Below are 21,284 nucleotides of genomic sequence, written 5' to 3'. Positions count from 1 at the left end.
GGGTCACGCGCTCCGTCGTCGCAGCGCCCGCCAGACGACGGCGCCCACGCCCGCGAGCGTGACCGCGCCCGCGACCGCGAGGGCCGGGCGGGAGGTCAGGGCGGTCCGCAGGCTCACGGGCCGCCCGAACGCGAGCACGCCCCAGCCTCGTTCGAGCGCAGCGGCCCGCAGCGCCTTGTCGGGGTTGACGGCGAACGCGTGCCCGACGACGCCCAGCATCGGCAGGTCCGTGATGGAGTCGGAGTAGGCGTAGCTCGCGTCGAGGTCGTAGCCGCGCTCGGCGGCGAGCTCCCGGACGGCGTCGGCCTTGTGCTCGCCGTAGGCGTAGAAGTCGATCCGGCCGGTGTAGCGGCCGTCCACGATCTCCATGCGCGTCGCGACGTACGCGTCGGCGCCGAGCACCGCGGCGATCGGCTCGACGAGCTCGGACGCGGACGCCGACACGATGACCACGTCGAGCCCGCCCTCGTGGTGGCGGCGGATCAGCTCGACCGCCTCCGCGTACACGTGGGGGTTGATGGTGGAGTCGAGGGCCTCCGCGACGATCTCCTTGACCTGCGCGACGTCCCACCCGGCGACGAGCGTGCTGAGCTGGGCGCGCAGACGCTCGGTCTGGTCGGCGTCGGCGCTGCCCACGAGGTAGAGGAAGTGCGCGTACGCGCTGCGGAGCGCGTCGGCGTGGGACACCAGCCCGTGGGCGTAGAAGTCGCGCGCGAACGCCGACGTCGACGTCGTCGCGATGATCGTCTTGTCCAGGTCGAAGAACGCCGCCGCCGTCGGTTTCGTCACGATCCGAGGTTATCGGTGGGTCGGGGGCCGACCACAGGGCAAACTCCGGCAGATCCTGTGCACATCCTTGCGATGTCCCGGGTCGGCCACAGGCGCCGGTGCGCCACGCTGGCCCGCATGGTGCTCGCCCCTGGACCCGCCTCCCCGACCCTCCGGCCGTCGCCACGCCGGACGCCGTGGTCGCGCGCGCGGCCGGCGGCGCGAGGACCGGACGAGCAGCCCGGCGGGGTGGTCCTCGCGGTGGCCGGGGCTGTCGGCGGTGCAGGGGCCTCGAGCCTCGCGGTCGCGTGCGCGGTGGCCGCCCACGGCGGGGCGGTGCTAGTCGACCTCACGGCCGGCGGCGGGCTCGACGTCCTGCTCGGGCTCGAGGCCGCGGCCGGCGCCCGCTGGCCGGACCTCGTGGCGGCGCGCGGCGACGTCGACCCCGAGCTCCTCACGTCGTCCCTCCCGCACAAGCGGGGCGTCGGTGTCCTCAGCGCCGACCGGCGCCGCCCCGGGCCGCCCGACGACGCCGTCGTGGCCGACGTCCTGCGAGCCCTGGCCGCGCGGCACCGGACGGTCGTGGTCGACGTCGGGCGCCGGGCGGTCCCCGCCGCCGCGACGCACGTGGCGCTCGTCGTGCCGCTCACCGTCCCCGGGCTCGCTGGCGCGCTCGCGTGGCGGGCCAGCGGAGCGGGGCTCCCGGAGCTCGTCGTCACCTGCGGTCCCGCGCCCGGCCGTCTCACGCCCGACGACGTCGCCTCCGCGCTCGGGGTACCCGTCACCGCGCACGTCGGGAGGGTCCGCGGGGCGCGGGCCGCCGTCGAACGGGGCGATGGCCCGCCCGTGGGGCACGGCACCCCGCTGCGCCGCGCCGCCGTCCGCGTGCTCGAGGCTGCCGTGCTCGACGCTGCGGCTCTCGACGCCGGGGCGTTCGGCGAAGCGGCGGCGGTCGGCGGGGGCGCCGCCGCGCCGCGAGCGCGCGTGGCCTGGCCGCCGGTCGGGGTCGAACGGTGAGCGTGCAGGTCGACGGGGCGCTCGTCACCCAGGTGCGTGCGGCGCTCGGGTCCGCGGTGGGGTCGGCGCCGCCCACGCTCGGGCAGGTCGAGGACGCGCTCCGCCGCAGCGGGTGGGTGGTCGGCTCGGACGCCCTGAGCGGGCTCGCCCGGCTGGTCCGGGCCGAGCTCGTGGGGGCGGGCCCGGTCCAGCCGCTGCTCGACGACCCCCAGGTCACCGACGTCCTCGTCAACCCCGACGGCGCCGTCTGGCTCGACCGAGGCGCCGGCCTGGAACGGTGGGCGCACCGGCTCGACGGCCCCGGCGCGGTGAGGGCGCTCGCGGTGCGGCTGGCGGCGGCGTCGGGCGCGCGGCTCGACGACCAGCAGCCCACCGTCGACTCGCGCCTCCCCGACGGGACCCGGCTCCACGCGGTCGTCGCGCCGCTCTGCGAGGCAGGCGCCGCGATCTCGCTGCGCACGCACCGGCCGCGGTCGTTCACGCTCGACGAGCTCGTCGCCCGCTCGGCGCTGCCGCCCGCGTGGACGCCCGTCCTCGCCGGGCTCGTGGAACGGCGGGCGAACCTCCTCGTGTCCGGCGCGACGGGCACCGGCAAGACGACGCTGCTCGCCGCGCTGCTCGGGCTCGTGCCGTCGTCCGAGCGGGTGGTGTGCGTCGAGGAAGCGCGCGAGCTCGCTCCCGGGCACCCGCACGTGCTGCACCTGTGCACGCGCCGCGCGAACGTCGAGGGCTCGGGCGGCGTCGGGCTCGACGAGCTCGTCCGCAACGCGCTCCGGATGCGGCCCGACCGGATCGTCCTCGGCGAGTGCCGCGGCGTGGAGGTCCGTGACGTGCTGCTCGCGCTCAACACGGGCCACGACGGCGGCATGGCCACCGTGCACGCCAACACCGCCGCCGACGTGCCCGCCCGGCTCGAGGCCCTCGCCGCCCTCGCGGGCCTCAGCCGCGACGCCGTGGCCGCGCAGGCCGCGAGCGCGCTGGACGTCGTCGTGCACCTGCGGCGCGACCCCGTCACCCGGGTCCGGTACGTGGCCGAGCTGGGGGCCGTGGGCCGGGACGGACGAGGCGAGCTCGTCGTCGCGCCCGCCGCGGCGTGGGACGGCGGGCGTGCCGCTCCACGTCGCGGTCCCCGGTGGGACGTGGTCGCGCCGTGACGGGCGCGCTCGTGGGGCTGCTCGTCGCGGTCGCCGTGCGCGCGGCGCTCGGTCCGCCGGGGCGTCGGGCAGCGGTGCTCGGGGCGGCGCGGGGGCTTGCGCTCGGAGCGTGGGGCGGTCCGGTCGGCCGGGGTGGCGGGGCGGACCGTCGGCGTCGCGGGAATGGCGGGACGGGCGCGAGCGCGGGGGTCGTCGCGGTGACCCAGATCGCCGCGCTGCTGCGGTCGGGGCTCCCACCGGGGCGGGCGTGGGAGGCGGTGGGCGTGCGCTGCGACGTCCACGGCGTCCCCGACGCCGACGACGCCGCGCGCGTCCTCGGGGCCGCGCGGGTCGTCCCGGCGGTCGTCGCCGGGGTCCGGCTGGCCGTGGACGTCGGTGCGCCGCTCGCTGCCGTGCTCGACGACGTCGTGGAGGCGACGGTGGCTGAGGACGCCGCCCGGGTCGCGCGCGAGACCGCGCTCGCCGGGCCTCGCGCGACCGCGCGCGTCCTCGCGTGGCTCCCGGGCGCCGGCGTGCTGCTGGGGTATGCGCTCGGCGCCGACCCGGTCGGGGTGCTGCTGGCGGGCGGGATCGGTACCGTCGCGCTGCTCGGGGCCGCGGTCCTGGTGCTCGTCGGACGCCGGTGGACGGCGTCGCTCGTCCGGGCGGCCCGGGCCGCGGGGGAGGAGGCGTGATCGGCGTCGGGATCCTCGTGGCGGTGCTCGCCGTCGTGGGTCTCGCGCCGTGGTGGGTCCGGGGCGACGTGGCCCCCGGGCGTGCGGCGGCCCTCGCGCGCGCCGCGGACGGGCGGGTCGCGTCCGTCGGACGCAGGCCCGTCGACCCCGAGGTCGGGCTGGCCCTCGTGGCTGCCGCGTGCCGTTCCGGGGCGAGCGTCGTCCGGGCGCTGGACGCGGTCGGGGCGGCGTTCGGAGGGTCCGACGGCGCGGCGGCACGGTCCGCCGCCGCGCGCCTCGCGCTCGGCTCGGGTTGGGACGACGCGTGGGCGGCGGACGTTCCTGGGCGCGACGGTCGCGAGCGGGGCGCCCTGACGCGGGTGCTGTGCGACGCGCTCCGCCCGACCTGGGAGCACGGCGCGCCGCCCGAGCCCGCGCTGCGAGCGGCGACGGACCAGCTCCGCCGCGACCGGGCCGAGCGCTCGGCGACGGCCGCCGGTCGGCTCGGTGTCCGGCTCGTCCTGCCGCTGGGGCTCTGCTACCTGCCCGCGTTCGTCCTCGTCGGCCTGGTGCCGGTGCTCGTGTCGTACGGGGTGGGCCTGCTCGCTGCGGGCTGAGTGTCCGGATCGCTTTCCGGGGCGGGTGCCGGAGCGCTGGAAATCCGCGGTTCTTCTCCGATCGTCTCGAATGGTGAGCCGGAATGTATCGCTGGACGGACGGCGGGTGTAGAACAGGAGGGTGACCGCGACCAGCTCCGAGACGTCCCCCGCTACGCCCGACCTGTCAGAACCGGATGAGGCTCGAGCGTCCCGAGCTGCTGACACAGCCCGGGACGCGGCCGAGCACCCGTACTGGCGCCGCAACCTCGTGGTCGCGACGGTCGGCGCGTTCACGACGATCGTCGCCATGACCCTCCTCGTGCCGTTCCTCCCCGTGTTCGTCCGGGAGCTCGGCGTCGAGGACGACGGCGCCGTCGTGCGGTGGTCCGGGATCGCCTACGGCGCGTGCTTCCTCACGGCCGCGCTTACGGCGCCCCTGTGGGGGCGGCTCGGCGACCGGTTCGGGCGCAAATCGATGCTCGTGCGTGCCAGCGCCGGGATGGCGGTGGCGATCTCGCTCCTCGGATTCGTCCAGACCGTCGACCAGCTCGTCGCCGTCCGGCTGCTCGTGGGCGTGCTCGGCGGCTACGCGTCGGGCGCCACGATCCTCGTCGCCGCGCAGACGCCGCCCGACCGCAGCGCGTGGGCGCTCGGCATCGTGTCGTCCGGGGTGCTGGCGGGCAACGTCGTCGGGCCGCTGGTCGGCGGGTTCGTCCCGGCCTGGGTCGGCGTCCGGCCGACGTTCCTGGTCGCGGGCGGCATGATCTTCGTCGCCTTCCTCGCGACCGTGTTCCTGCTGCGCGAGGACCGGCCGACGGTCCGCGCTCCGCGGGCGCCCGGACGACGGAAGGGCGGCGTGTGGTCGCAGGTCGACCGACGCGGCGCGGTGCTCGTCCTGCTGGGCACCTCCAGCCTGCTGCTCCTCGCGACCATGTCGATCGAACCGATCGTCACCGTCTACGTGGGGGACCTGGGGCAGCGCACCCACACGGCCGGCGTCGCGGGGATCCTGGTCGCGCTCACGAGCATCGGCAGCATCCTCGCCGCGCCGCGCGTCGGCCGCCTCGCCGACCGCATCGGACACGTCCGGGTCGTCGTCGGGTGCCTCGTCGCGGCAGGGGTGCTGGCGTTCGTGCAGGCCGTCGTGACGGACGTCGTCGAGCTGGCCGTCGCCCGCGTGCTGCTCGGCGTGAGCCTCGGCGGGCTGCTGCCGTCCGTCACCGCGGCGATCCGGCACCTCGCACCGTCCGACGCCGTCGGTGCGCTCCTCGGGTACGGGGTGTCGGCGCAGTACGTCGGGCAGGTCGCGGGGCCGGTGCTCGGCGGGATCGTCGCCGCCCAGCTCGGGCTGCGGGCCGTGTTCGTCGCGACCGGCGTCGTGCTGCTGGTCGCCGCCGCGCTCAACGTCGCGGCCCTGCGTCGGACTCCGCGGGAGGCCGCCGCGGTCGGGGAGCCACCCACAGTCGCCGCCTGACCGGCGTCGTGCACAGCGACCGTCCGCTCGCACGCAGGGGGTGCGGGCGGACGGTCAGGCTGGCCGTCCCGCGGCACGCCCGTGCCGCCCGACGGAAGGACCCTCATGCTCGCCCTCGACACCCCACCCGCACCCCGACCGCGGCCCGTCGCCGCGGCCGCGCGCCGCGCGTACGGCACGCTCTCCACGCTCCTGGTCGTCGCGCGGAGCCGGCTCCGCTGGGGCCGCACGCGCCTCGGCGCCCTCACCAGGACCGGCGGGGGCGGGCTCCGGACGGCCGGCCGCGAGGCCGGCATGGCGACCGCCGAGTACGCCATCGCCACCCTCGCTGCCGTCGGCTTCGCCGGCCTCCTCCTCGTGATCCTCAAGTCGGCGGAGGTGCGAGGTCTGCTCCTCGGCATCATCAAGTCCGCGCTGTCGGTCGGCTGAGGCGGTCGCCATGACGGGACGGGCACCCCGACACCCCCGCGATCGCGTCGGCGACGATCGGGCACGTGACCGCGGCAGCGTGACCGCGGAGCTCGCCGTCGCGCTGCCCGCCGTGGTCGTCGTGCTGGCGCTCGTCCTCACGGTCGGCGCGGCGTCCGTCGCGCGGCTGCGCGCGGTGGACGCCGCGTCAGCCGCTGCGCGCAGCGCCGCCCTCCACGAGGACGACGCCGCCCAGCGGGCCGCGGCGGTCCGCGTCGGCGGGGCCGGCACCTCGGTCCGGGTGTCGCACGCCGGTGACTGGGTCGTCGCGGACGTCGAGGTGCCCGTCGTCGGCAGGTTGGGGCCGTTCGGCTCCGGGCCGCTGCGCGCCACGGCCCACGCCGTCGCCAGGGTCGAGCCATGACCACGCCGCGTCCCGCGTCGTTCCCGGCCGCCGGCCCCGTCGGCGCCCCCGTCGCCGGATGCCGAGCTCGTGCAGCACGCGCCCGGTGTGTCGCACGAGAGTTCCGCACCCGGCGCCGGGGAGGTGCCCGGCGGCGGGTCGAGAAGGAGCGGGGCTCCGGGACCGTCCTCGTCCTCGGGCTCGCGGCCGTCGTGGTCCTCCTCGGCACCGTGCTCGCCGGCCTCGGACAGGCGCAGGCCGCGCACTCCGCCGCACAGGGGGCGGCGGACCTCGCCGCGCTCGCCGGCGCCGACGCGCTCCGGCACGGCGAGGACGCCTGCGCCGTCGGGCGGGCCGTGGCGGAGCGCAACGGTGGCGTTCTCGACACGTGCGTCGACGAGGGCGGCGGGGTGGTCCGTGTCCAGATGCACCGCGACGCTCCCGGGGTTGCGCGGCTCGTGGGTGCCGGTGCACGGGCGACGGCCACCGCCCGCGCCGGCCCCGCCTCCGCCCGGGCCCGGTGAGTCCCGGGCTTCCGCACCGCCGCCGTCGAGTCTCCGGGTCCTGCTGCACGAGCCGCGAACTGGTGCCGCGCGCCGTCGTCGGGCGACGCCTTGTGCCCGGACCGCGTGACGTGAGCTCTGCCCACCGACCTGGCGGATTCCGGTGTGGATCCGGCGAATCTGCATCGAAATCCGCCAGGTCGCGAGGCTGAGCGCGCAGCGTCCGACGCGTGGCCGCTCTGCTCTGGGGAAGCCGACCACAGGCCTCCGCGTCGTCCACAGGTCCGTGGGTGATCCGTCGCAGCGCACCGGCGCGGTCCATGGTCGTCGGATGCCGGCTGTCCCGCCCTTGCCGCCCCTACCGTTCCTCGTCCGTGACGCGCTCGCCATCGGCGTCGGCGAGATGCGCATGCGCTCCCGAGAGCTCCACGCCCCCGTGCCCGGCGTCCGGATGGATCCGGCGCTCCGGGACGACCTTGTCGCCGTGTGCCGGGCCGTCGCGCTCCTCCTGCCCGACGGCGCAGCGTTCTCCCACCTGACCGCCGCCCGGCTGTGGGGGCTGCCGGTGTCGCGGAGGGTGGAGCGTGATCGCAAGCTGCACGTCACCGGTGTCGGAGCAGGCCGCCCGGTGCGAACCGAGCGCGTGGTGCCCCACGAGGGTTTGCCGGAGCGTGAGCGGCGGACCCGCCACGGGGTGGCCGTGACGTCGCCCGTGCGCACCTGGTTCGACCTCGGAGGACTCCTGGGCCCGGGTCACCTCGACGAGCGTGGGGCCGAACGCCGGGGCGTCGACCCGCTGCATGAGGAGCTCGTGGTCCTCACCGACGCACTCCTTGCCGACGACGGACTCCGTCAGGTGCCGCGCTACGGCGTCGGACCGGCGGACCTGGGACGTGCGCTCGCCGCATCGGCCGGGGCGCGCGGTGTTCGCCGACTGCGCCGAGCGTTCGGGGACGCCAGCCAGTTCGTCGACTCGCCCCCCGAGACTCGGCTGCGTCTCGGGCTGACGAGAGCCGGGTTCCCACTGCCGGTCGTCGGTGCCGATCTGGTGACGTCCGTAGGGGCGTGGGTCGCCCGACCGGACCTGTGCTGGCCCCAGGTGAGGGTGGCGGTCGACTACGACGGTGCCCCACATCTGTCCCGGAGGAAGCTCCGCAGCGATGTCGAACGCCGAGACTCTTTGGAGCGCGTGGGTTGGCGTCATGTCGTGGTGTTCAAGGAAGACCTCGAGGAGAAGTGGGGGATGACGCTCCGTCGGGTCGCGGAGGCGTTCGAGGCGCACGGGTGTCAGGACCCCAGCCGGGCGCCGGCGGCGGCGCGCGCCGTCGTCCGGCCACGCGTCGTGTGCCCGGACCGCGTGACGTGAGCTCTGCCCACCGACCTGGCGGATTCCGGTGTGGATCCGGCGAATCTGCATCGGATTCCGCCAGCTCGGCGGTGATGTCGCGGGCAGGAGACAACGCCGACCTGCGGGATCTCTGTTGCGAGCGGCAGCGCGACCGGGAGGATCATCCAGACGGCGGGTCAGTGCGGGGCCTTGGCGAGGACGGCGTCGAGGAGGCGGAGCGCGCCGTGCTTGTCGAGGGGGTTGTTGTAGTTCCCGCACTTCGGCGACTGCACGCACGCCGGGCAGCCGTCGGCGCACGGGCACGCGCGGATCGCATCGCGGGTCGCGCGGAGCCACGTCGCGCCCAGGTGGTAGCCACGCTCGGCGAAGCCGGCGCCGCCGGCGAGCCCGTCGTACACGAACACGGTCGCCCGCTCGGTGTCGACGTGGAGCGCTGTCGAGACCCCGCCGAGGTCCCACCGGTCGCACGTCGCGAGGAGCGGGAGGAGCCCGATCGACGCATGCTCCGCCGCGTGGAGGGCGCCCGGCACGCCCTCCTCGGTGAGGCCCGCGTCCTCGAGCAGCCTGGTGGGCACCGACCACCACACCGCCATCGTCGGGAGGGTGCGCTCGGGAAGCTCGAGGTCCTCGGTCGACAGGATCCGGAGGTCGGGGAGGTGCCGGCGCTGAAAGCTCACGACCTGGCTCGTCACCTCGACCGGCCCGTAGCCCCAGTGGACGTCACCGTCGGCGGACGCAGCGTCACCGTCGGCGCGGGGGCGGCGCGCGGGCCAGGTGCGGGAGAGCAGCGGCTGCTCGCTCGCGAGGCGGATGGACGTCGTCGTGCGGGACCACGTCCCGTAGTCGACGGTCGCGGGCTCGGCGATCGCGACCTCCAGCTCGCCCGACGGCCCCGCCTCGAGCGCGGTGACGACGAACGTCCGGCCCTGGTGCACGTACACGGCGCCGGGGTGGAGGGTCCCGTCCGCGGACCCGGCGTCGACGGTGCCGAGCAGCCGCCCGGTCTCCTCCTCGACGACGCGCACCGGTGCGCCCCCGGATCCCCGCAGGTCGGCCATCGCGGCGGCGGACCGCGCGTGCGTCCAGTACCACCCGGACGTCCGACGACGCAGCGCACCCCGCGCGACCAGCACGTCGAGCAGCTCCCGCAGGTGGGCGGGGTCGCCGAACCGGTCGAGCTCGTCGGCCCGCAGCGGCAGCTCGGCCGCCGCGGCGCAGAGGTGAGGCGCGAGCACGTAGGGGTTGGTCGGGTCGAAGACGGTCGACTCGAGGGGCGCGTCGAAGATCGCCTCCGGGTGGTGCACGAGGTAGGTGTCGAGAGGGTCCTCGCGTGCGAGGAACGCGACGAGCCCCTCGGCGCCGGCGCGCCCGGCGCGTCCGGCCTGCTGCCACAGGGACATCCGGGTCCCCGGCCATCCGGCGACGAGCACCGCGTCTAGACCCGACACGTCGACGCCGAGCTCGAGCGCGTTCGTCGTCGCGAGTCCACGCACGAGCCCGGTGCGGAGCGCCTCTTCGAGCTCGCGCCGCTCCTCGGGCAAGAACCCGCCGCGGTAGGCGGCGACGGAGCGGGCCAGCAGGTCGCCGTCGGCCCCGCCCTCACCCCCGAGGGCGTGGCGCAGGTGGTCCTGCGTCGCCGACGCGACCGACTCCGCGCCGCGGCGTGACCGTGTGAACGCGAGGGTCCGCGCCCCGGAGGCCACGAGGTCGGCGAGCAGGTGCGACGCCTCGGCGGTCGCGGAGCGCCGCGGCCGGTCGGGGGCGTCCCCGACGACGGCGGGCGCGTCCGGCTCGTCGACGAGCCCGAGGTCGTCGTGCGCGGTCGGGTCGACCACGAGCGACTCGACGAGCGCGGCGTCGGTGGCCGCCCGCCCGCCGTCCGTCGCGGCCGTCACGGTGCCGCCGTCCGACGACGTCTCGCCCGCGTGCCTCAGGGCGGCCGCGGCATCGAGCGGGCTCCCGCCCGGCAGCTCGGGCGGCTCCCACAGGACGAACGTCTTGCGCCCGACGGGGCTGGCGTCGTCGTCGACCGTCAGCACGTCCTCGGGGGCGACGCCGATGAGCCGGGCGGCGGTCGCGGCCGGGTCGGCCGTCGTCGCGGACGCGACGGCGAACGTCGGCCCGCCCGTCCCCGCGGCGCCGGGCACCCGGGCGTAGTACGCGGCGAGCCGCCGCAGGCGCCGCAGGACGAGCGCCACGTGCGCCCCGAACACGCCGCGGTACGCGTGCCCCTCGTCGACGACGACGTACCGCAGGCTCCGGAGCAGGCGCGCCCACCGCTTGTGGTCGGGGAGGAGCGCGAAGTGCAGGAAGTCGGGGTTGGTGAGCACGACGTCGGCGTGGTCGCGCACCCACTGCCGCTCCTCGAAGCCGGTGTCGCCGTCGCACGTGGCGACGCGCAGGTCGACCTTCGTCCCGCCTCCGGCACGGCGGGACGCGTCGAGGACCCGCTCGAGCGCGGACAGCTGGTCGGCGGCGAGCGCCTTGGTCGGGCAGAGGTAGAGCACCGACCCGCGGCGGGCGGCGGTCTCGATCCGCCCGGCCTCCAGCACCGATGCGGCCGCCCGGTCGCGGGCGTCCTCGCGTACCGCGGTCAGCGCGGGCAGCCAGAACGCGAGCGACTTCCCCGACCCGGTCGACGTCGCGAGCGCCACGTGCCGCCGCTCGTGCAGGGCCTCGGCGGCGGTCGCCTGGTGCGCCCACGGCCGCTCGACGCCCAGCTCCCGGTAGCCCGCGACGAGCTGGGGGTCCGCCCACGACGGCCAGTCGGCGCGCACGCCCTCGCGCGCCGGCAGCACCTCGACGTGCCGCACCGACTCGGCGCGGCGACCCCCGCCGAGGAGCACGTCGAGCAGGGGGCTGGGGGCGCCGTCGGGCATGCGTCCGACCCTACGCGAGCCCGTCGCGACACCCAGCGCCACAGCTCGCGCTCACGGGCGGCCGGACCTCCGGTTCAGCGTGTCAGGGGAGACACGCCGGGCTCGAACCCGGGGCGGTGGCGCTGGGTGTCGCTACGCGGCCGCCGTCAGCCCAGCCACTCCTTCGCGGCGACGACGAGCGCCTCGACCCCGTGCTCGAGGGTCGGGTGGAGCTGCGGCGCGAAGTGCGGGGAGTGGTTGGAGGGGATGTCGCTGTCGAGCGTCCCGGCGGCGAGGGCCGCGGCGAAGCGCTGTGGGTCCTGGCTGCCGAGCAACCAGTACACGAGCGGGACGCCGGCGGCGGTGGCGAGTGCCGGGACGTCCTCGCTGCCCGTGACGAGGCCGGGGTCGGTCACGGTCGGGGCGCCGAACGCGGCGTGGAACGCGGCGCGGGTGCGATCGGTCGCGGACGGCTCGTTGACGAGCGCCGGGAACGAGTAGCCGATCGTGACCTCGGGGGCGGCGGGTGCGCCTGCCGCGGCAGCCTCCCCAGCGGTGATCCGCCGAATCGCGCCGAGGAGCCGTTCGCGGACCTCCGGCGTGTAGCTCCGGACGCTGAGCCCGAGGGTTGCCTCGTCCGGGATGATGTTCTCCTTGGTGCCCGCGTGGACCGTCCCGACGGTCAGCACGGCGGTGTCCGTCGCGGCGATCTCGCGTGCGACGACGGTCTGCAGCCGCATGATGATCGACGCCGCGAGGACGACGGGGTCGACGGTCGTCTCGGGCCGGGACCCGTGCCCGCCGCGGCCGACGATCTGCACGCGGACGGCGTCCGCGCCCGCGAACGCCGGCCCCGAGCGCAGCCCGAGGACCCCGGCCGGGAGCGGGGAGACGTGCTGCCCGAGGACGACGTCGGGCCGGGGCGCGTGCTCGTAGAGCCCGTCGTCGACCATCGCCTGGGCGCCCGTGCCGAGCTCCTCGGCAGGCTGGAACACCGCGACGACGGTTCCCGACCACGACCCGCGGTCTGCTACGAGCGCGTCGACCGCGCCCAGGAGGCAGGTCACGTGCACGTCGTGTCCGCACGCGTGCATCACGGGGACGTCGTTTCCGTCGGGGTCGGTGCCGCGGGCCGTGCTCGCGTAGGGGAGGCCGGTCTCCTCCTGGACGGGCAGGGCGTCCATGTCGGCGCGGAGCAGGACGGTGGGTCCTTCGCCGTTCGCGAGGATCCCGACGACGCCCGTCCTCCCGACCCCGGTGCGCACGTCGAGCCCGAGCGCGGTGAGGTGGTCGGCCACGAGGCCGGCGGTGCGGTGCTCGGCGTACGAGAGCTCGGGGTGGCGGTGGAGGTCGGTGTAGATCGCCTCGAGGTCCAGGGTCATGACGCGACCCTAGACCGGCCGTCGTAGGACCGCCCGCAGGCGCGCGACCCCTCGGTGCGGGGGCGCGGGACCCTCCGCTGCGCCGGTCCGGCCGGTCACCCGCGGTGAAGCCGGAACACCTGGCCGTCGGGGTCGGCGAGGGTCGCGGTGCCGGGCCCGGCGTCACCGCCGACGCGGGTCGCGCCGAGCGCGACGAGCCGGTCGACGACGCCCGCGAGGTCGTCCGTCGTGGCGAGCTCGAGACGCTGCCGCTGCGGCGGGGCGTCGGGGTCGACGGGCTCGCCGCCCCACGAGACCTTGGTGCCGCCGTCGGGGGACTGGACGGCCGTCTCCTCGTCGCGGTCCCACACGAGCGGCCACCCGAGCGCCGCGCTCCAGAACAGCCCGACGGCGCGCGTCCCGCGGCAGGTGACCTCGCCGAGGAAGCCCGTGCCCGCGAGGTAGGTGTTCCCCGGCTCGATGACGCACAGCTCGTTGCCGCCGGGATCTCCGAGGACGACGTGCGTCTCCTCGGGCCGCTGGCCCACGTCGACGTGCCTCCCGCCCAGCGCGAGCGCCCGGTCGACCGTCGCCTGCTGGTCCGCGAGGGTCGTGCTCGTCAGGTGGAGGTGGACGGGGTTCTGTGCGACCTTCGGCGCGGCGCTCCGAACGAACCGGAGCCCGACCTGCGTCGCGTCGCCGGGCAGCAGGACGCTCCCGGGCTCGACGACGGCCGCGCGCCCGAGCAGCCCCGCCCAGAACGCGGCGGGCACGGCCGGGTCGAGCGCGTCGAGCTGGACGGCGACGAGACGGAGCTCCATCTCGTCGACGCTACGCGCGCCGGGCGCGCGCCCGCGAGGGCATTCGGGGCGGCAGTGAGGTCTCAGACCGTCGTGACGTCGAGCGCCGCGCGCATCGCGCGGCTCAGGTACCAGGGGTCGACCGCGGCGCACAGCTCGCGCGCCGAGTGCATCGACAGGATCGCCGCGCCCACGTCGACGGTGCGGATCCCGAGCCGGGTCGCGGTGATCGGGCCGATCGTCGACCCGCAGGGCACCGCGTTGTTCGACACGAAGGCCTGGCTCGGCACGCCGGCGGTCCGGCACGCGGCCTGCCACAGCGCCGAGCCCGTCGCGTCCGACGCGTACCGCTGGTTGGCGTTGAGCTTGAGGATCGGCCCGCCGCCCGCGACCGGGTGGTTGGCGGGGTCGTGGCGCTCCGGGTAGTTGGGGTGCACCGCGTGCCCGACGTCGCTCGAGACGCACCACGAGGCGGCGATCGCGCGGTGCCGGTCCTCGGCGGTCGCGCCGAGCCCTGCGTAGACGCGGTCGAGGACGTCCGCGAGGAACGGCCCCGCCGCGCCGGACCGCGACTCCGACCCGAGCTCCTCGTGGTCGAACGCCGCGACCATCCGGATGCGCGCGGGCGCGTCTTGCCCGGCGTCGTCGGCGGAGGAGAGCAGCGCGGCGAGCGCGGCGTGCGTGGAGAGCAGGTTGTCGAGGCGCCCGGACGCGAAGAGGGCGCCGCGCGCCCCGAACCGGCGCGGCGGCTGCGTGTCCGCGACGACGACGTCGAACCCGTCGACCGCGTCCGGCGCCACGCCCGCGGCCTCGGCGAGCGTCGCGACGACGTCGGCCTCCGGGTCGGCACCGGGGACACCGGACGTCGCGAGGCCCCACACGGGCTGGGTGTGGCGCTGCTTGTCGAGCGCGAGGCCGTCGTTGACGGCGCGGTCCAGGTGGATCGCGAGCTGCGGGATCCGCAGCATCGGGCCGGTCCGGACGAGGTGCTCGGCCACCGACCCGTCTTCGCCGCGCACGGCGACGCGGCCTGCGAGCTCGAGCTCCCGGTCGAGCCACGAGTTGAGCAGCGGCCCGCCGTACACCTCGACGCCGGCCTGCAGCCAGCCGTGCGCCCCGGTGGTGGGGCGGGGCTTGAGCTTGAAGCCGGGGGAGTCGGTGTGCGTGCCGATCACGGTGACGGGTGTGGTGGACGTCGCACCCGCGGGCACGGTCCAGGCGATCGCGGCCCCGTCCCGCACGACGACGTAGCGTCCGCCCGCGGCCGGGTCCGGCCACGCGTCCGTCTCCGCGAGCCGCGTGAACCCGGCGGCCTCGGCGCGGCAGGCCACCTCCTCGGCGGCGTGGTACGACGACGGCGCGGCACCGACGAACGCGGCGAGGTCGTCGAGGTGGGCGGTGGTGTCGGGGCTCAGGGTGGCGGGGGCGGGGCTGTCGGGCACGCGTCGAGTCTCGCATCCCGGTTCGGCATGCGGGAGTCGACGACCGCCTAGCCGAGCGCGAGCCTGCAGTCCTTCTCGATGCGCTGGGCGACGGCGTCCGCGAGGCGTCGGGGGAGGGGGCTGCCGAGGGCTGCGACGTCGTCGTCGAGTACGGCGAGGTCGAACGCGAGAGGCAGAGCGTCCATGAGGTCGGCTGCCCGGGCGCGCAGCCGCTCGGCAGGGAGGGCGAATTCCTTCGCGAGCTTGTCCCAGATCGAGGGCGTCCGGCCGACAAGCTGGTAGTCGGCGCCGAACTTCATCGCGAGGCGGAGTTTGCGCTCCGCAGCCCAGTCGTAGGGCAGCGTCGATGCCACGTCGTACAGGGGCGCCAGAGCCACCTGGTTGCCCGCGAGGAGCAGCGAGTAGTTCTTGGCGTGGGCGTCCGTGCCACCGATCAGCCAGTTCAGTGCCATGGCGTCGAAGAGTCGCCAGATCCCGGTCTCGACGTCTGCGGCGGGCAGAGCGGCTCGCAGGAGCCGGGCGATATCGGTCGCGCTCGGACCGCCCTCGTTCTGGTACTTGCGCGCCGGGGGCACCCCGAGAGCCTGGCTGGCGTCCTCCTGGTGGATCCGGGCCAGCCAGGGCTCGCCCAGTGCCCGGTCGTACCGCGTGACGACGACAGCGGCGACGCCCTCGCTAAAAACCACTGTTCAGTGACTTCATCCGGGCGCTCACGGGTGGGACGAGTGGCAGGTGCGCTCACTGTGCCGGGTGGGCCGAACCGTCCGCCCCGACGACGACGCGCCGCGGCTCGCCGACGAGCCACCCGAGCGTGGGGGTCGGGGCGCCGTCCGACGCCGCGCGCGCGAGCGTGCTCCGGTCGGCGACGACCTGCGCGTACGGGTACGCGAGGTAGGTGCCCGCGGCCAGCCGGCGGGGGTAGGACCCGTCGCCGCTCGGCCGGCACCGGTCGGTCGTGTCGAGCGCGGCGGGGAGGAGAGCCTGGCCACCCACCGGCACGACCCGCGTCGCCGGGTCGGCGAGCACGTCCGGGCCGACGCTCACGACGCGCCCGTGGCGGACCCACGCGAGCGCGACCTGGCGCCCCGTCGTGATCGGCGCCGGCCCGCCCGCCGCGTTGCGGACGACGAGGCCCGGAGGTCCGTCGCGGGGCGGCGCGAGCACGTCGAGGTACTGCGGGAAGTAGCCGGGCAGCCCGACGAGGGCGTCCGTCGTCATGCCGCACACGAGCGGCGTGCCGATCAGCCACGGCGGCTGCTCGGCGCCGGCGTCGACGCTCGGCGAGGCCGCACGAGCCACCGCGAGCCGGACGGGCGCGCTGGTCGCGGTCAGGATCGGCCCGTACGGTCCGTCGGACCGGTCCTGGTAGTGCTGGACGGCGACCAGGTCGTACGTGCCGGGGTCGAGCGGCCGGCTCCCGTTGCACGCGGTGAGCCGGACCGCCGCCTGCACGGCGGGCCGCGTGCTCAGGTCGATCCGGGGGACGTCGCCCACGCCGACGGCCGCGACCGGCGTGCCGTGGACGTCGACGAGGACGACCTGCACCGGTCCCGCGAGGACTGCGTGGGACCGGATCATGTCGTTCGTGTCGACCGACACCCGGCCCGTCCAGGTGTCGGCGGGGCCGATGCGTGACGTCCCGCCGCGCACGTGCAGCGCGAGCGCCCCGGTGCCGGAGCTGCGGACGGCCAGCTCGGTCCTGCACCCGACCGGGGTCCAGCGCGGGTACATCGGCAGCGCGAAGCCCGACTCGTCCTCGGCGACGGTCGCCGTCGGGGCGGGGGACCCGTGCCCCGGCCCGTACCCGGCGCTCCACAGGACCCCGGCGACGAGGAACGCACCGATCCCGGCCGACACGGCGCCGACGACCCGGCGCCGGCCCGTCCGGGTGCGCCGCGCGGAGGCGACCCGTGTCTCGACGGCCGCGAGCACGGGCGGCGGCGCGTCCCACCGGTCCGTGGCGTCGCTGGTGGGCCCGGCCGGTCGAAGCTCGTCGAGCGGGTCCGCCGCCGGTCGGGGCGCGGGGAGCGAGTCCGTGTCCGGGACCCTCCCCGCCCGCGCCAAGGCGTCGCCGACGGCACGCTCGAGGTCGTCGAGGACGGCGTCGTCGTCGACCACCACGACCGCCTGCGAGCCCCGGACCGCGCCGGGGGCCTCCGACGCGGGGTGGTGCGCGGTGAACACGCGGACGAGCGCCGCGACGAGAGCGCCGTAGGCCTCCGGGTCCGCGTCGCGGGGATCGGGCGTGCGCCTCCCCGCGAGCGCGGCCAGCCGCTCCCACCGCTGGTCGAGGAGGGAGCGCAGGTCGTCGCGCCAAGCCGCGTCGTCGGGCACGGTCACCTCCCCAGCACCGCGCCGTCGGCGCCCACCCGGACGAACGTCGGGTCCGTCGTCTGGACGAACCATGCGGCTCCGCCGGCGCTGGAGCTCGGCGGCGTGACCCGCGCGTACGCGTACACCTGGTACCGGCCTGCGGGCAGGCGGTGCGGGTAGCTGTGACCGTCGCCGCCGGGCGCGCAGTAGTCGGTCGTGTCCCAGCGTCCCGACAGCCGCAGGGTCGTCTGGCCCGGGACCTTCGTCCGCCCGTCGCTCGCCGACAGGTCGTGCCCGACGGACCGCACGACGCCGTCCAGCACCCAGATCAGCCCCAGCTCCCGGTTCCCCCAGTAGGTCACGGTGTTCGCGCCGGGGTTGCGGAACTCCCACGTCAAGCCCGTGGCGTCGACGGAGGTGCCGTCGAGCAGGAGCTGCGCGGGGGTCGCGCCGTCGGCCCTGGCGCCGATCTCGTCCAGCGTCGAGCCGCACGCGAGCGGGCTCCCGTCGAGCCACGCGGGCCGGTACCCCGCGGGCCGGGCCGTGACGACCCGCACGGGCACCGCGTTGCTGAGGACGCGGTACTCGGCGTCGCCCACGCGCACCGGCTGGTCCACGACGACGGCGTACGTTCCGGGCTCGACCGCCGCGCCCGGGCACGCGGCGAACGAGGTCGCCGCGAACGACGGCCCCTCGGCGAGCGGGCTCCCGACAGCGGTCGCCGTCGCGACGACCTTCCCGTCACGGACGAGCAGCGGCCAGGGCGTGAGCGGGCCCAGATCGACGCGCGCCTTCTCGCGTTCGAGGACACCCGCGGTCACGACGCCCACCCAGTCCGCGTCCGGCGTGAGGACGGTCGTCTGGCTCGTGAGGCTCACGGCGAGCGTGCCCGCCGTCGCGTCGGGGTCCGCGCCGTCGCCCGGCGCCGTCCCGCACGGCGCGGCCGCGACCGGCTCCGCGGTCCGCACGCCGTCCGGCGGTTCCGTGGGCGCACCCGACGTGCCGGCCGCCACCGCGACCACGAGACCCACCGCCGCGGCCGCCGCGACCCCGGTCGCGACCCAGCCGCCGACCGCCCGGCGGTTCCGCGCGCGCCGCACCCGCGCCTCCACCGCCGCCACGTCCGGGGCCGCGGTCCGGGGGTTCGGCGGTGGCGCGGGGGGCGGTGGTGCTCCGTCCGACGACGGCGCGTCCGACAACGGCGCGTCGGACGACGGCGCAGGCGTCGGCCGCAGGGGAGCCGGTGGGCGGCGGTCGGCCGCCCGCGCCAGGGCCGCCTCGACCAGGGCGAACGGCTCGTCGAGGTCGTCGACGTCGAGCTCGACCTGCGTCTCCGACCCACGCCGGCCCCGGCGCGGCGGACGCTCGCGGGAGCCGCTGCGGGGACGCGGGTTCGCCGTCGTGAAGACCTCGACGAGCGCGTCCTCCAGCGCGGGCACGTCGCCGTGGGCGGCGTCGAGCAGCGCGCCGGAGCGCTCCTCCGCGAGCCGTCGCAGCTCGTCCTGCCACTGCGCCATCGCGCCTCCACGACCGTCCGGACCTGCGGGACGCGGCACAGCGTCCCCGTCGTCCGACGATGCGGACCGCCCGGCGGTTCACCGGACGGTCCGTCTCCTCCGAGCGTAGTGAGGGCGCAGGCGCTCGGCACGGCAGCAGCGGGTGATGGGCGCGGCTCACCGCTCGGTGACGCGCCCGTCGGAATCGACGGTGACCCCCATCTCGCCGCTGTTCGTCAGGACGACGTGACCGCCGCTCGAGGCGAAGGGGACGTACAGCGCGAGCCAGTAGTCACCGGCCGGAAGGCGCTGCGTGTAGCGGCCGTGCGCGTCGGGTGCGCAGCTGTCCGGAGCGTCGACCGACCCGTAGAGCCGCAGGCCGTCCTTGCCGACGGTCGTCGTCCGGCTGGTCCCGGGGTCGGCACCGAACGAGACGAGCTTGTACGGCTGACCGTCGGAGGTCGTGCTGAACCACGCGACGCCGACGTGCTGCGGCAGCCGCAGACGGACCGTGCCCCCGGCGGTGGTCGCCGTCAGCTCACCGCCCGTCCGACCCTGAGCCGGCGCGAAGAAGGTCGAGAACGTCGCGGGAACGCCGGGCCAGGACTGGGCGTCGTAGGAGGACTCGATCATGCCGCACGTGAGCCCGCTGCCTTTGAGCCAGGTGGGCTGGTGCCCGTTCTTCGCCAGCGCGACCGCGGGAGCAGCGTCGCCCTCGGACCCGAGGTGCGTCGTCACCGTGCCGTCGTTGCGGACGCGGACCGAGAAGCCGGGGCGGTAGAGGAAGGCGACGCTGCCGTCGAGCGTGCCCTCCGGGACCCGGGTGTAGACGACCACGTCGTACCGGCCGGGCGGGATCCGGCTGGAGTACGTGCCGTCCGGCGACGGCGCGCAGTAGTCCGTGGTGTCGTACCCCGTCGTCATGTAGTCGAGCGTCTCGCCGCTCGCGACCGACAGCGTGCGCGTCGTCGCGAGCTCGTCCGCGCCGAAGTTCACGACCTTGTGGGTCGTGGCGTCCAGCCAGGCGAGCACGGGGTGCTTCCCGACCGTGAGGGGGGCCGTGTCGGGGCCGACGTCGTGCAGGCGCAGACCCTGGGGCGCGGGGTCCGCGGCAGGTCGGCTCCCGGACCAGGCCGTCATGTCGACGGCGAAGTCGACCGGGTCGGGCATCGCCCGGAATAGCTCGTCGTCGGTCATCCCGCAGGAGAGCGAGGTACCGTCGAGCCAGGCGGGGCGCGTGGTGCCCGCAGGGGTCGAGTTCGGCTGGCGGACCGTCAGGGGGAGCGCCGCGGACGTCCGCTCGACGCCCTTCATCCCGGCCAGACCCTTCGCCGCCGCTCGCGCCGGGTCGACCATGTCGACGACGATCGCGCGGTACTGGCCGGCCGGCAGGAGCTCGCCGTCGCAGCCGACGAGCTTGGTCGCGTTGTGCGCTCGCGTGCCCGCGGTCCCGTCGGAGGTGTCGAAGCTGCCTCCTCGCTGGAGCGGCACGCTCCCGATCCCGACGACGTGGCCCGCGTCGGCGCCCTGCGTGGCGACGAGCGCAAGCTCCGTGTCGTCCCAGGTCAGCGTCTCCGGGAACGCGCTCGGGTCGTTGCCGGCAAGGAGCCCGTGGGTGATGTCGGCCGACCAGGTCTCGTCGGCGGTCACCGTCGAGCGCTGCCCGGACACGGTGATGCCGAGAGGTGCCGATCCGACTGCGGAGTACTCCGGGGTCAGCGCGAGCCCACACAGCCCGCCTATGCCCACGTCGGTGGTCGCGGCGGGCTGCGGCGTCGACCGGTCCAGCAGCGACGCGGGCGACCCCGGGACGAGCACGAGAGCCGCGGCCACCACCGACGCGACGGCCGCCCCGGAACCGAAGGCCCGGTTCCGGCGCCTGCGACGGACGCGCTCCGTCAGCGCGGTGACGCCCGCGAGCGGGCCGTCGGCGACGTCGTCCGTCGCGCCGAGGCGTCGGAGCCGTGCGGAGAGGTCGACCCGGCCGGGGTCGAGGTCGTGCGGGGTCATCGGGCGCTCCCTTCGGGCTGCTTGGAGACGGCAGGGCGGTGCGGTGGTGGTGGGTCGTCGTCGAGCACGCCGAGCCGTCCGCGGAGCGTCGCGTTGGCGTCGTGGAGGTGGCGCTTGACGGTGCCCTCGGCGCAGCCGAGGTCCGCGGCGATCTGCGGCACCGTGAGGTCGGAGTAGTAGCGCAGGACGACGCACGCGCGCTGCGTCGGCGTCAGCGCGGCCAGGGCGGCGGTCACGTCGGCGCGGTCGCCCACGCCGTCCTCGGGCCCGACGACGTGGTCCGGCCGGGCGGACAGGTGCCGGATCCCGGCCCAGCGACGTCGTCGGCGGTAGGTGTCGAGGTAGCCGGTGAGGATCGCGCGGCGGACGTACCCCTCGAGGTTCGTCAGCGCGGCGTCGGTGACGAGGGTGACCGACCCGGGCTCGCCGTGCGTCGAGGTCCGGCCCGCAGGTCCGCGCAGCCGCGAGAACACCTTGACGACGGCGTCCTGGACGAGGTCCTCCGCGTCCCGCGGGTTGCCGCACAGCATCGTCGCGTACCGCACCAGCGCGGCCCCCCGGTGCTCGACCAGGCCGGCGAGCTCCGACTCCCAACTTCTCATGCGTCCCCTTCGATGCCTGCGTGGCGGCTCGTGCGGCGCGTGTGCGCGCGCTCCGACGTCGTCATGACAGGTGAC

Annotated in this window: 19 protein-coding genes; 9 read left to right on the top strand and 10 right to left on the bottom strand. The window is 76.2% G+C overall.

Going from position 1 to position 21,284, the window contains the following annotated elements:
• Nucleotides 1-3: 3 nt before the first annotated feature.
• A complete protein-coding gene (locus ACFT5B_RS03055; RefSeq protein ID WP_386796505.1) occupies nucleotides 4-789 on the bottom strand; it encodes an HAD family hydrolase in 786 nt (261 codons plus the stop codon).
• A 117-nt stretch (nucleotides 790-906) separates the two neighbouring features.
• Between ACFT5B_RS03055 and ACFT5B_RS03050 the strand changes: the two genes are divergently transcribed.
• The 9 genes from ACFT5B_RS03050 (at nucleotide 907) to ACFT5B_RS03010 (ending at nucleotide 8,345) form a co-directional block, all read left to right on the top strand.
• A complete protein-coding gene (locus tag ACFT5B_RS03050; protein ID WP_386796504.1) occupies nucleotides 907-1,785 on the top strand; it encodes a pilus assembly protein FlpE in 879 nt (292 codons plus the stop codon).
• A complete protein-coding gene (locus ACFT5B_RS03045; RefSeq protein ID WP_386796503.1) occupies nucleotides 1,782-2,939 on the top strand; it encodes a TadA family conjugal transfer-associated ATPase in 1,158 nt (385 codons plus the stop codon). Before ACFT5B_RS03050 ends, ACFT5B_RS03045 begins: the two co-directional genes overlap by 4 nt.
• Entirely contained in the window at nucleotides 2,936-3,613 is a 678-nt protein-coding gene (locus ACFT5B_RS03040; RefSeq protein ID WP_386796502.1) for a type II secretion system F family protein, read from the top strand. Before ACFT5B_RS03045 ends, ACFT5B_RS03040 begins: the two co-directional genes overlap by 4 nt.
• Nucleotides 3,610-4,209, top strand: coding sequence for a type II secretion system F family protein (locus ACFT5B_RS03035; protein WP_386796501.1), 600 nt, complete (start codon nucleotides 3,610-3,612; stop codon nucleotides 4,207-4,209). The genes ACFT5B_RS03040 and ACFT5B_RS03035 overlap by 4 nt, the downstream gene beginning before the upstream one ends.
• 121 nt (nucleotides 4,210-4,330) lie before the next feature.
• A complete protein-coding gene (locus ACFT5B_RS03030; protein ID WP_386796500.1) occupies nucleotides 4,331-5,665 on the top strand; it encodes an MFS transporter in 1,335 nt (444 codons plus the stop codon).
• 105 nt (nucleotides 5,666-5,770) lie between these two features.
• On the top strand, nucleotides 5,771-6,094 hold the full coding sequence (locus ACFT5B_RS03025; RefSeq protein ID WP_386796499.1) for a DUF4244 domain-containing protein: 324 nt from the start codon (nucleotides 5,771-5,773) through the stop codon (nucleotides 6,092-6,094).
• Between the two features lie 79 nt (nucleotides 6,095-6,173).
• Nucleotides 6,174-6,497 carry a TadE family type IV pilus minor pilin gene (locus ACFT5B_RS03020; protein WP_386796498.1) on the top strand — a complete coding sequence of 108 codons (324 nt, stop codon included), beginning with the start codon at nucleotides 6,174-6,176 and terminating at the stop codon, nucleotides 6,495-6,497.
• Entirely contained in the window at nucleotides 6,494-7,000 is a 507-nt protein-coding gene (locus ACFT5B_RS03015) for an Rv3654c family TadE-like protein (RefSeq protein ID WP_386796497.1), read from the top strand. Before ACFT5B_RS03020 ends, ACFT5B_RS03015 begins: the two co-directional genes overlap by 4 nt.
• Before the next feature lie 142 nt (nucleotides 7,001-7,142).
• Nucleotides 7,143-8,345, top strand: coding sequence for a hypothetical protein (locus ACFT5B_RS03010; protein ID WP_386796496.1), 1,203 nt, complete (start codon nucleotides 7,143-7,145; stop codon nucleotides 8,343-8,345).
• A gap of 158 nt (nucleotides 8,346-8,503) precedes the next feature.
• Here the strand turns inward: ACFT5B_RS03010 and ACFT5B_RS03005 are convergent, their stop codons facing one another.
• The 9 genes from ACFT5B_RS03005 to ACFT5B_RS02965 form a co-directional block, all read right to left on the bottom strand.
• The gene (locus ACFT5B_RS03005; protein ID WP_386796495.1) at nucleotides 8,504-11,206 is read right to left on the bottom strand and encodes a DEAD/DEAH box helicase; all 2,703 of its coding nucleotides are present in this window, start codon (nucleotides 11,204-11,206) and stop codon (nucleotides 8,504-8,506) included.
• A gap of 146 nt (nucleotides 11,207-11,352) precedes the next feature.
• Nucleotides 11,353-12,567, bottom strand: coding sequence for an amidohydrolase (locus tag ACFT5B_RS03000; protein WP_386796494.1), 1,215 nt, complete (start codon nucleotides 12,565-12,567; stop codon nucleotides 11,353-11,355).
• Between the two features lie 95 nt (nucleotides 12,568-12,662).
• Nucleotides 12,663-13,367: a VOC family protein gene (locus tag ACFT5B_RS02995; protein ID WP_386796493.1), complete on the bottom strand. Its 705-nt coding sequence runs from the start codon at nucleotides 13,365-13,367 to the stop codon at nucleotides 12,663-12,665.
• Nucleotides 13,368-13,429: 62 nt separating this feature from the next.
• The gene (locus ACFT5B_RS02990; RefSeq protein WP_386796492.1) at nucleotides 13,430-14,788 is read right to left on the bottom strand and encodes a M18 family aminopeptidase; all 1,359 of its coding nucleotides are present in this window, start codon (nucleotides 14,786-14,788) and stop codon (nucleotides 13,430-13,432) included.
• A 47-nt stretch (nucleotides 14,789-14,835) separates the two neighbouring features.
• The gene (locus tag ACFT5B_RS02985; protein WP_386796491.1) at nucleotides 14,836-15,474 is read right to left on the bottom strand and encodes a HipA domain-containing protein; all 639 of its coding nucleotides are present in this window, start codon (nucleotides 15,472-15,474) and stop codon (nucleotides 14,836-14,838) included.
• A 52-nt stretch (nucleotides 15,475-15,526) separates the two neighbouring features.
• Nucleotides 15,527-17,122, bottom strand: a complete 1,596-nt coding sequence (locus ACFT5B_RS02980) for a hypothetical protein (RefSeq protein WP_386796490.1) — start codon at nucleotides 17,120-17,122, stop codon at nucleotides 15,527-15,529.
• A gap of 2 nt (nucleotides 17,123-17,124) precedes the next feature.
• A complete protein-coding gene (locus tag ACFT5B_RS02975; RefSeq protein ID WP_386796489.1) occupies nucleotides 17,125-18,618 on the bottom strand; it encodes a hypothetical protein in 1,494 nt (497 codons plus the stop codon).
• Nucleotides 18,619-18,774: 156 nt separating this feature from the next.
• Complete coding sequence (locus ACFT5B_RS02970) at nucleotides 18,775-20,607, bottom strand: hypothetical protein (RefSeq protein WP_386796488.1); 1,833 nt, start codon at nucleotides 20,605-20,607, stop codon at nucleotides 18,775-18,777.
• Entirely contained in the window at nucleotides 20,604-21,209 is a 606-nt protein-coding gene (locus ACFT5B_RS02965; protein ID WP_386796487.1) for a sigma-70 family RNA polymerase sigma factor, read from the bottom strand. The genes ACFT5B_RS02970 and ACFT5B_RS02965 overlap by 4 nt, the downstream gene beginning before the upstream one ends.
• Between the last annotated feature and the right edge of the window lie 75 nt (nucleotides 21,210-21,284).

This window comes from Luteimicrobium sp. NPDC057192, from assembly GCF_042670205.1.
Classification (GTDB): Bacteria; Actinomycetota; Actinomycetes; order Actinomycetales; family Cellulomonadaceae; genus Luteimicrobium.
Note: the sequence above shows the minus strand (reverse complement) of the source record. Positions and strands in the feature narration are given on the sequence as shown.

What these genes read in the sequence shown, in the direction of transcription:
- ACFT5B_RS02965 (WP_386796487.1), bottom strand. Translation starts at nt 21,209, where the DNA reads ATGAGAAGTTGGGAGTCGGAGCTCGCCGGCCTGGTCGAGCACCGGGGG.
- ACFT5B_RS03000 (WP_386796494.1), bottom strand. Translation starts at nt 12,567, where the DNA reads ATGACCCTGGACCTCGAGGCGATCTACACCGACCTCCACCGCCACCCC.
- ACFT5B_RS02970 (WP_386796488.1), bottom strand. Translation starts at nt 20,607, where the DNA reads ATGACCCCGCACGACCTCGACCCCGGCCGGGTCGACCTCTCCGCACGG.
- ACFT5B_RS02995 (WP_386796493.1), bottom strand. Translation starts at nt 13,367, where the DNA reads ATGGAGCTCCGTCTCGTCGCCGTCCAGCTCGACGCGCTCGACCCGGCC.
- ACFT5B_RS02975 (WP_386796489.1), bottom strand. Translation starts at nt 18,618, where the DNA reads ATGGCGCAGTGGCAGGACGAGCTGCGACGGCTCGCGGAGGAGCGCTCC.
- ACFT5B_RS03015 (WP_386796497.1), top strand. Translation starts at nt 6,494, where the DNA reads ATGACCACGCCGCGTCCCGCGTCGTTCCCGGCCGCCGGCCCCGTCGGC.
- ACFT5B_RS03050 (WP_386796504.1), top strand. Translation starts at nt 907, where the DNA reads ATGGTGCTCGCCCCTGGACCCGCCTCCCCGACCCTCCGGCCGTCGCCA.
- ACFT5B_RS03025 (WP_386796499.1), top strand. Translation starts at nt 5,771, where the DNA reads ATGCTCGCCCTCGACACCCCACCCGCACCCCGACCGCGGCCCGTCGCC.
- ACFT5B_RS03005 (WP_386796495.1), bottom strand. Translation starts at nt 11,206, where the DNA reads ATGCCCGACGGCGCCCCCAGCCCCCTGCTCGACGTGCTCCTCGGCGGG.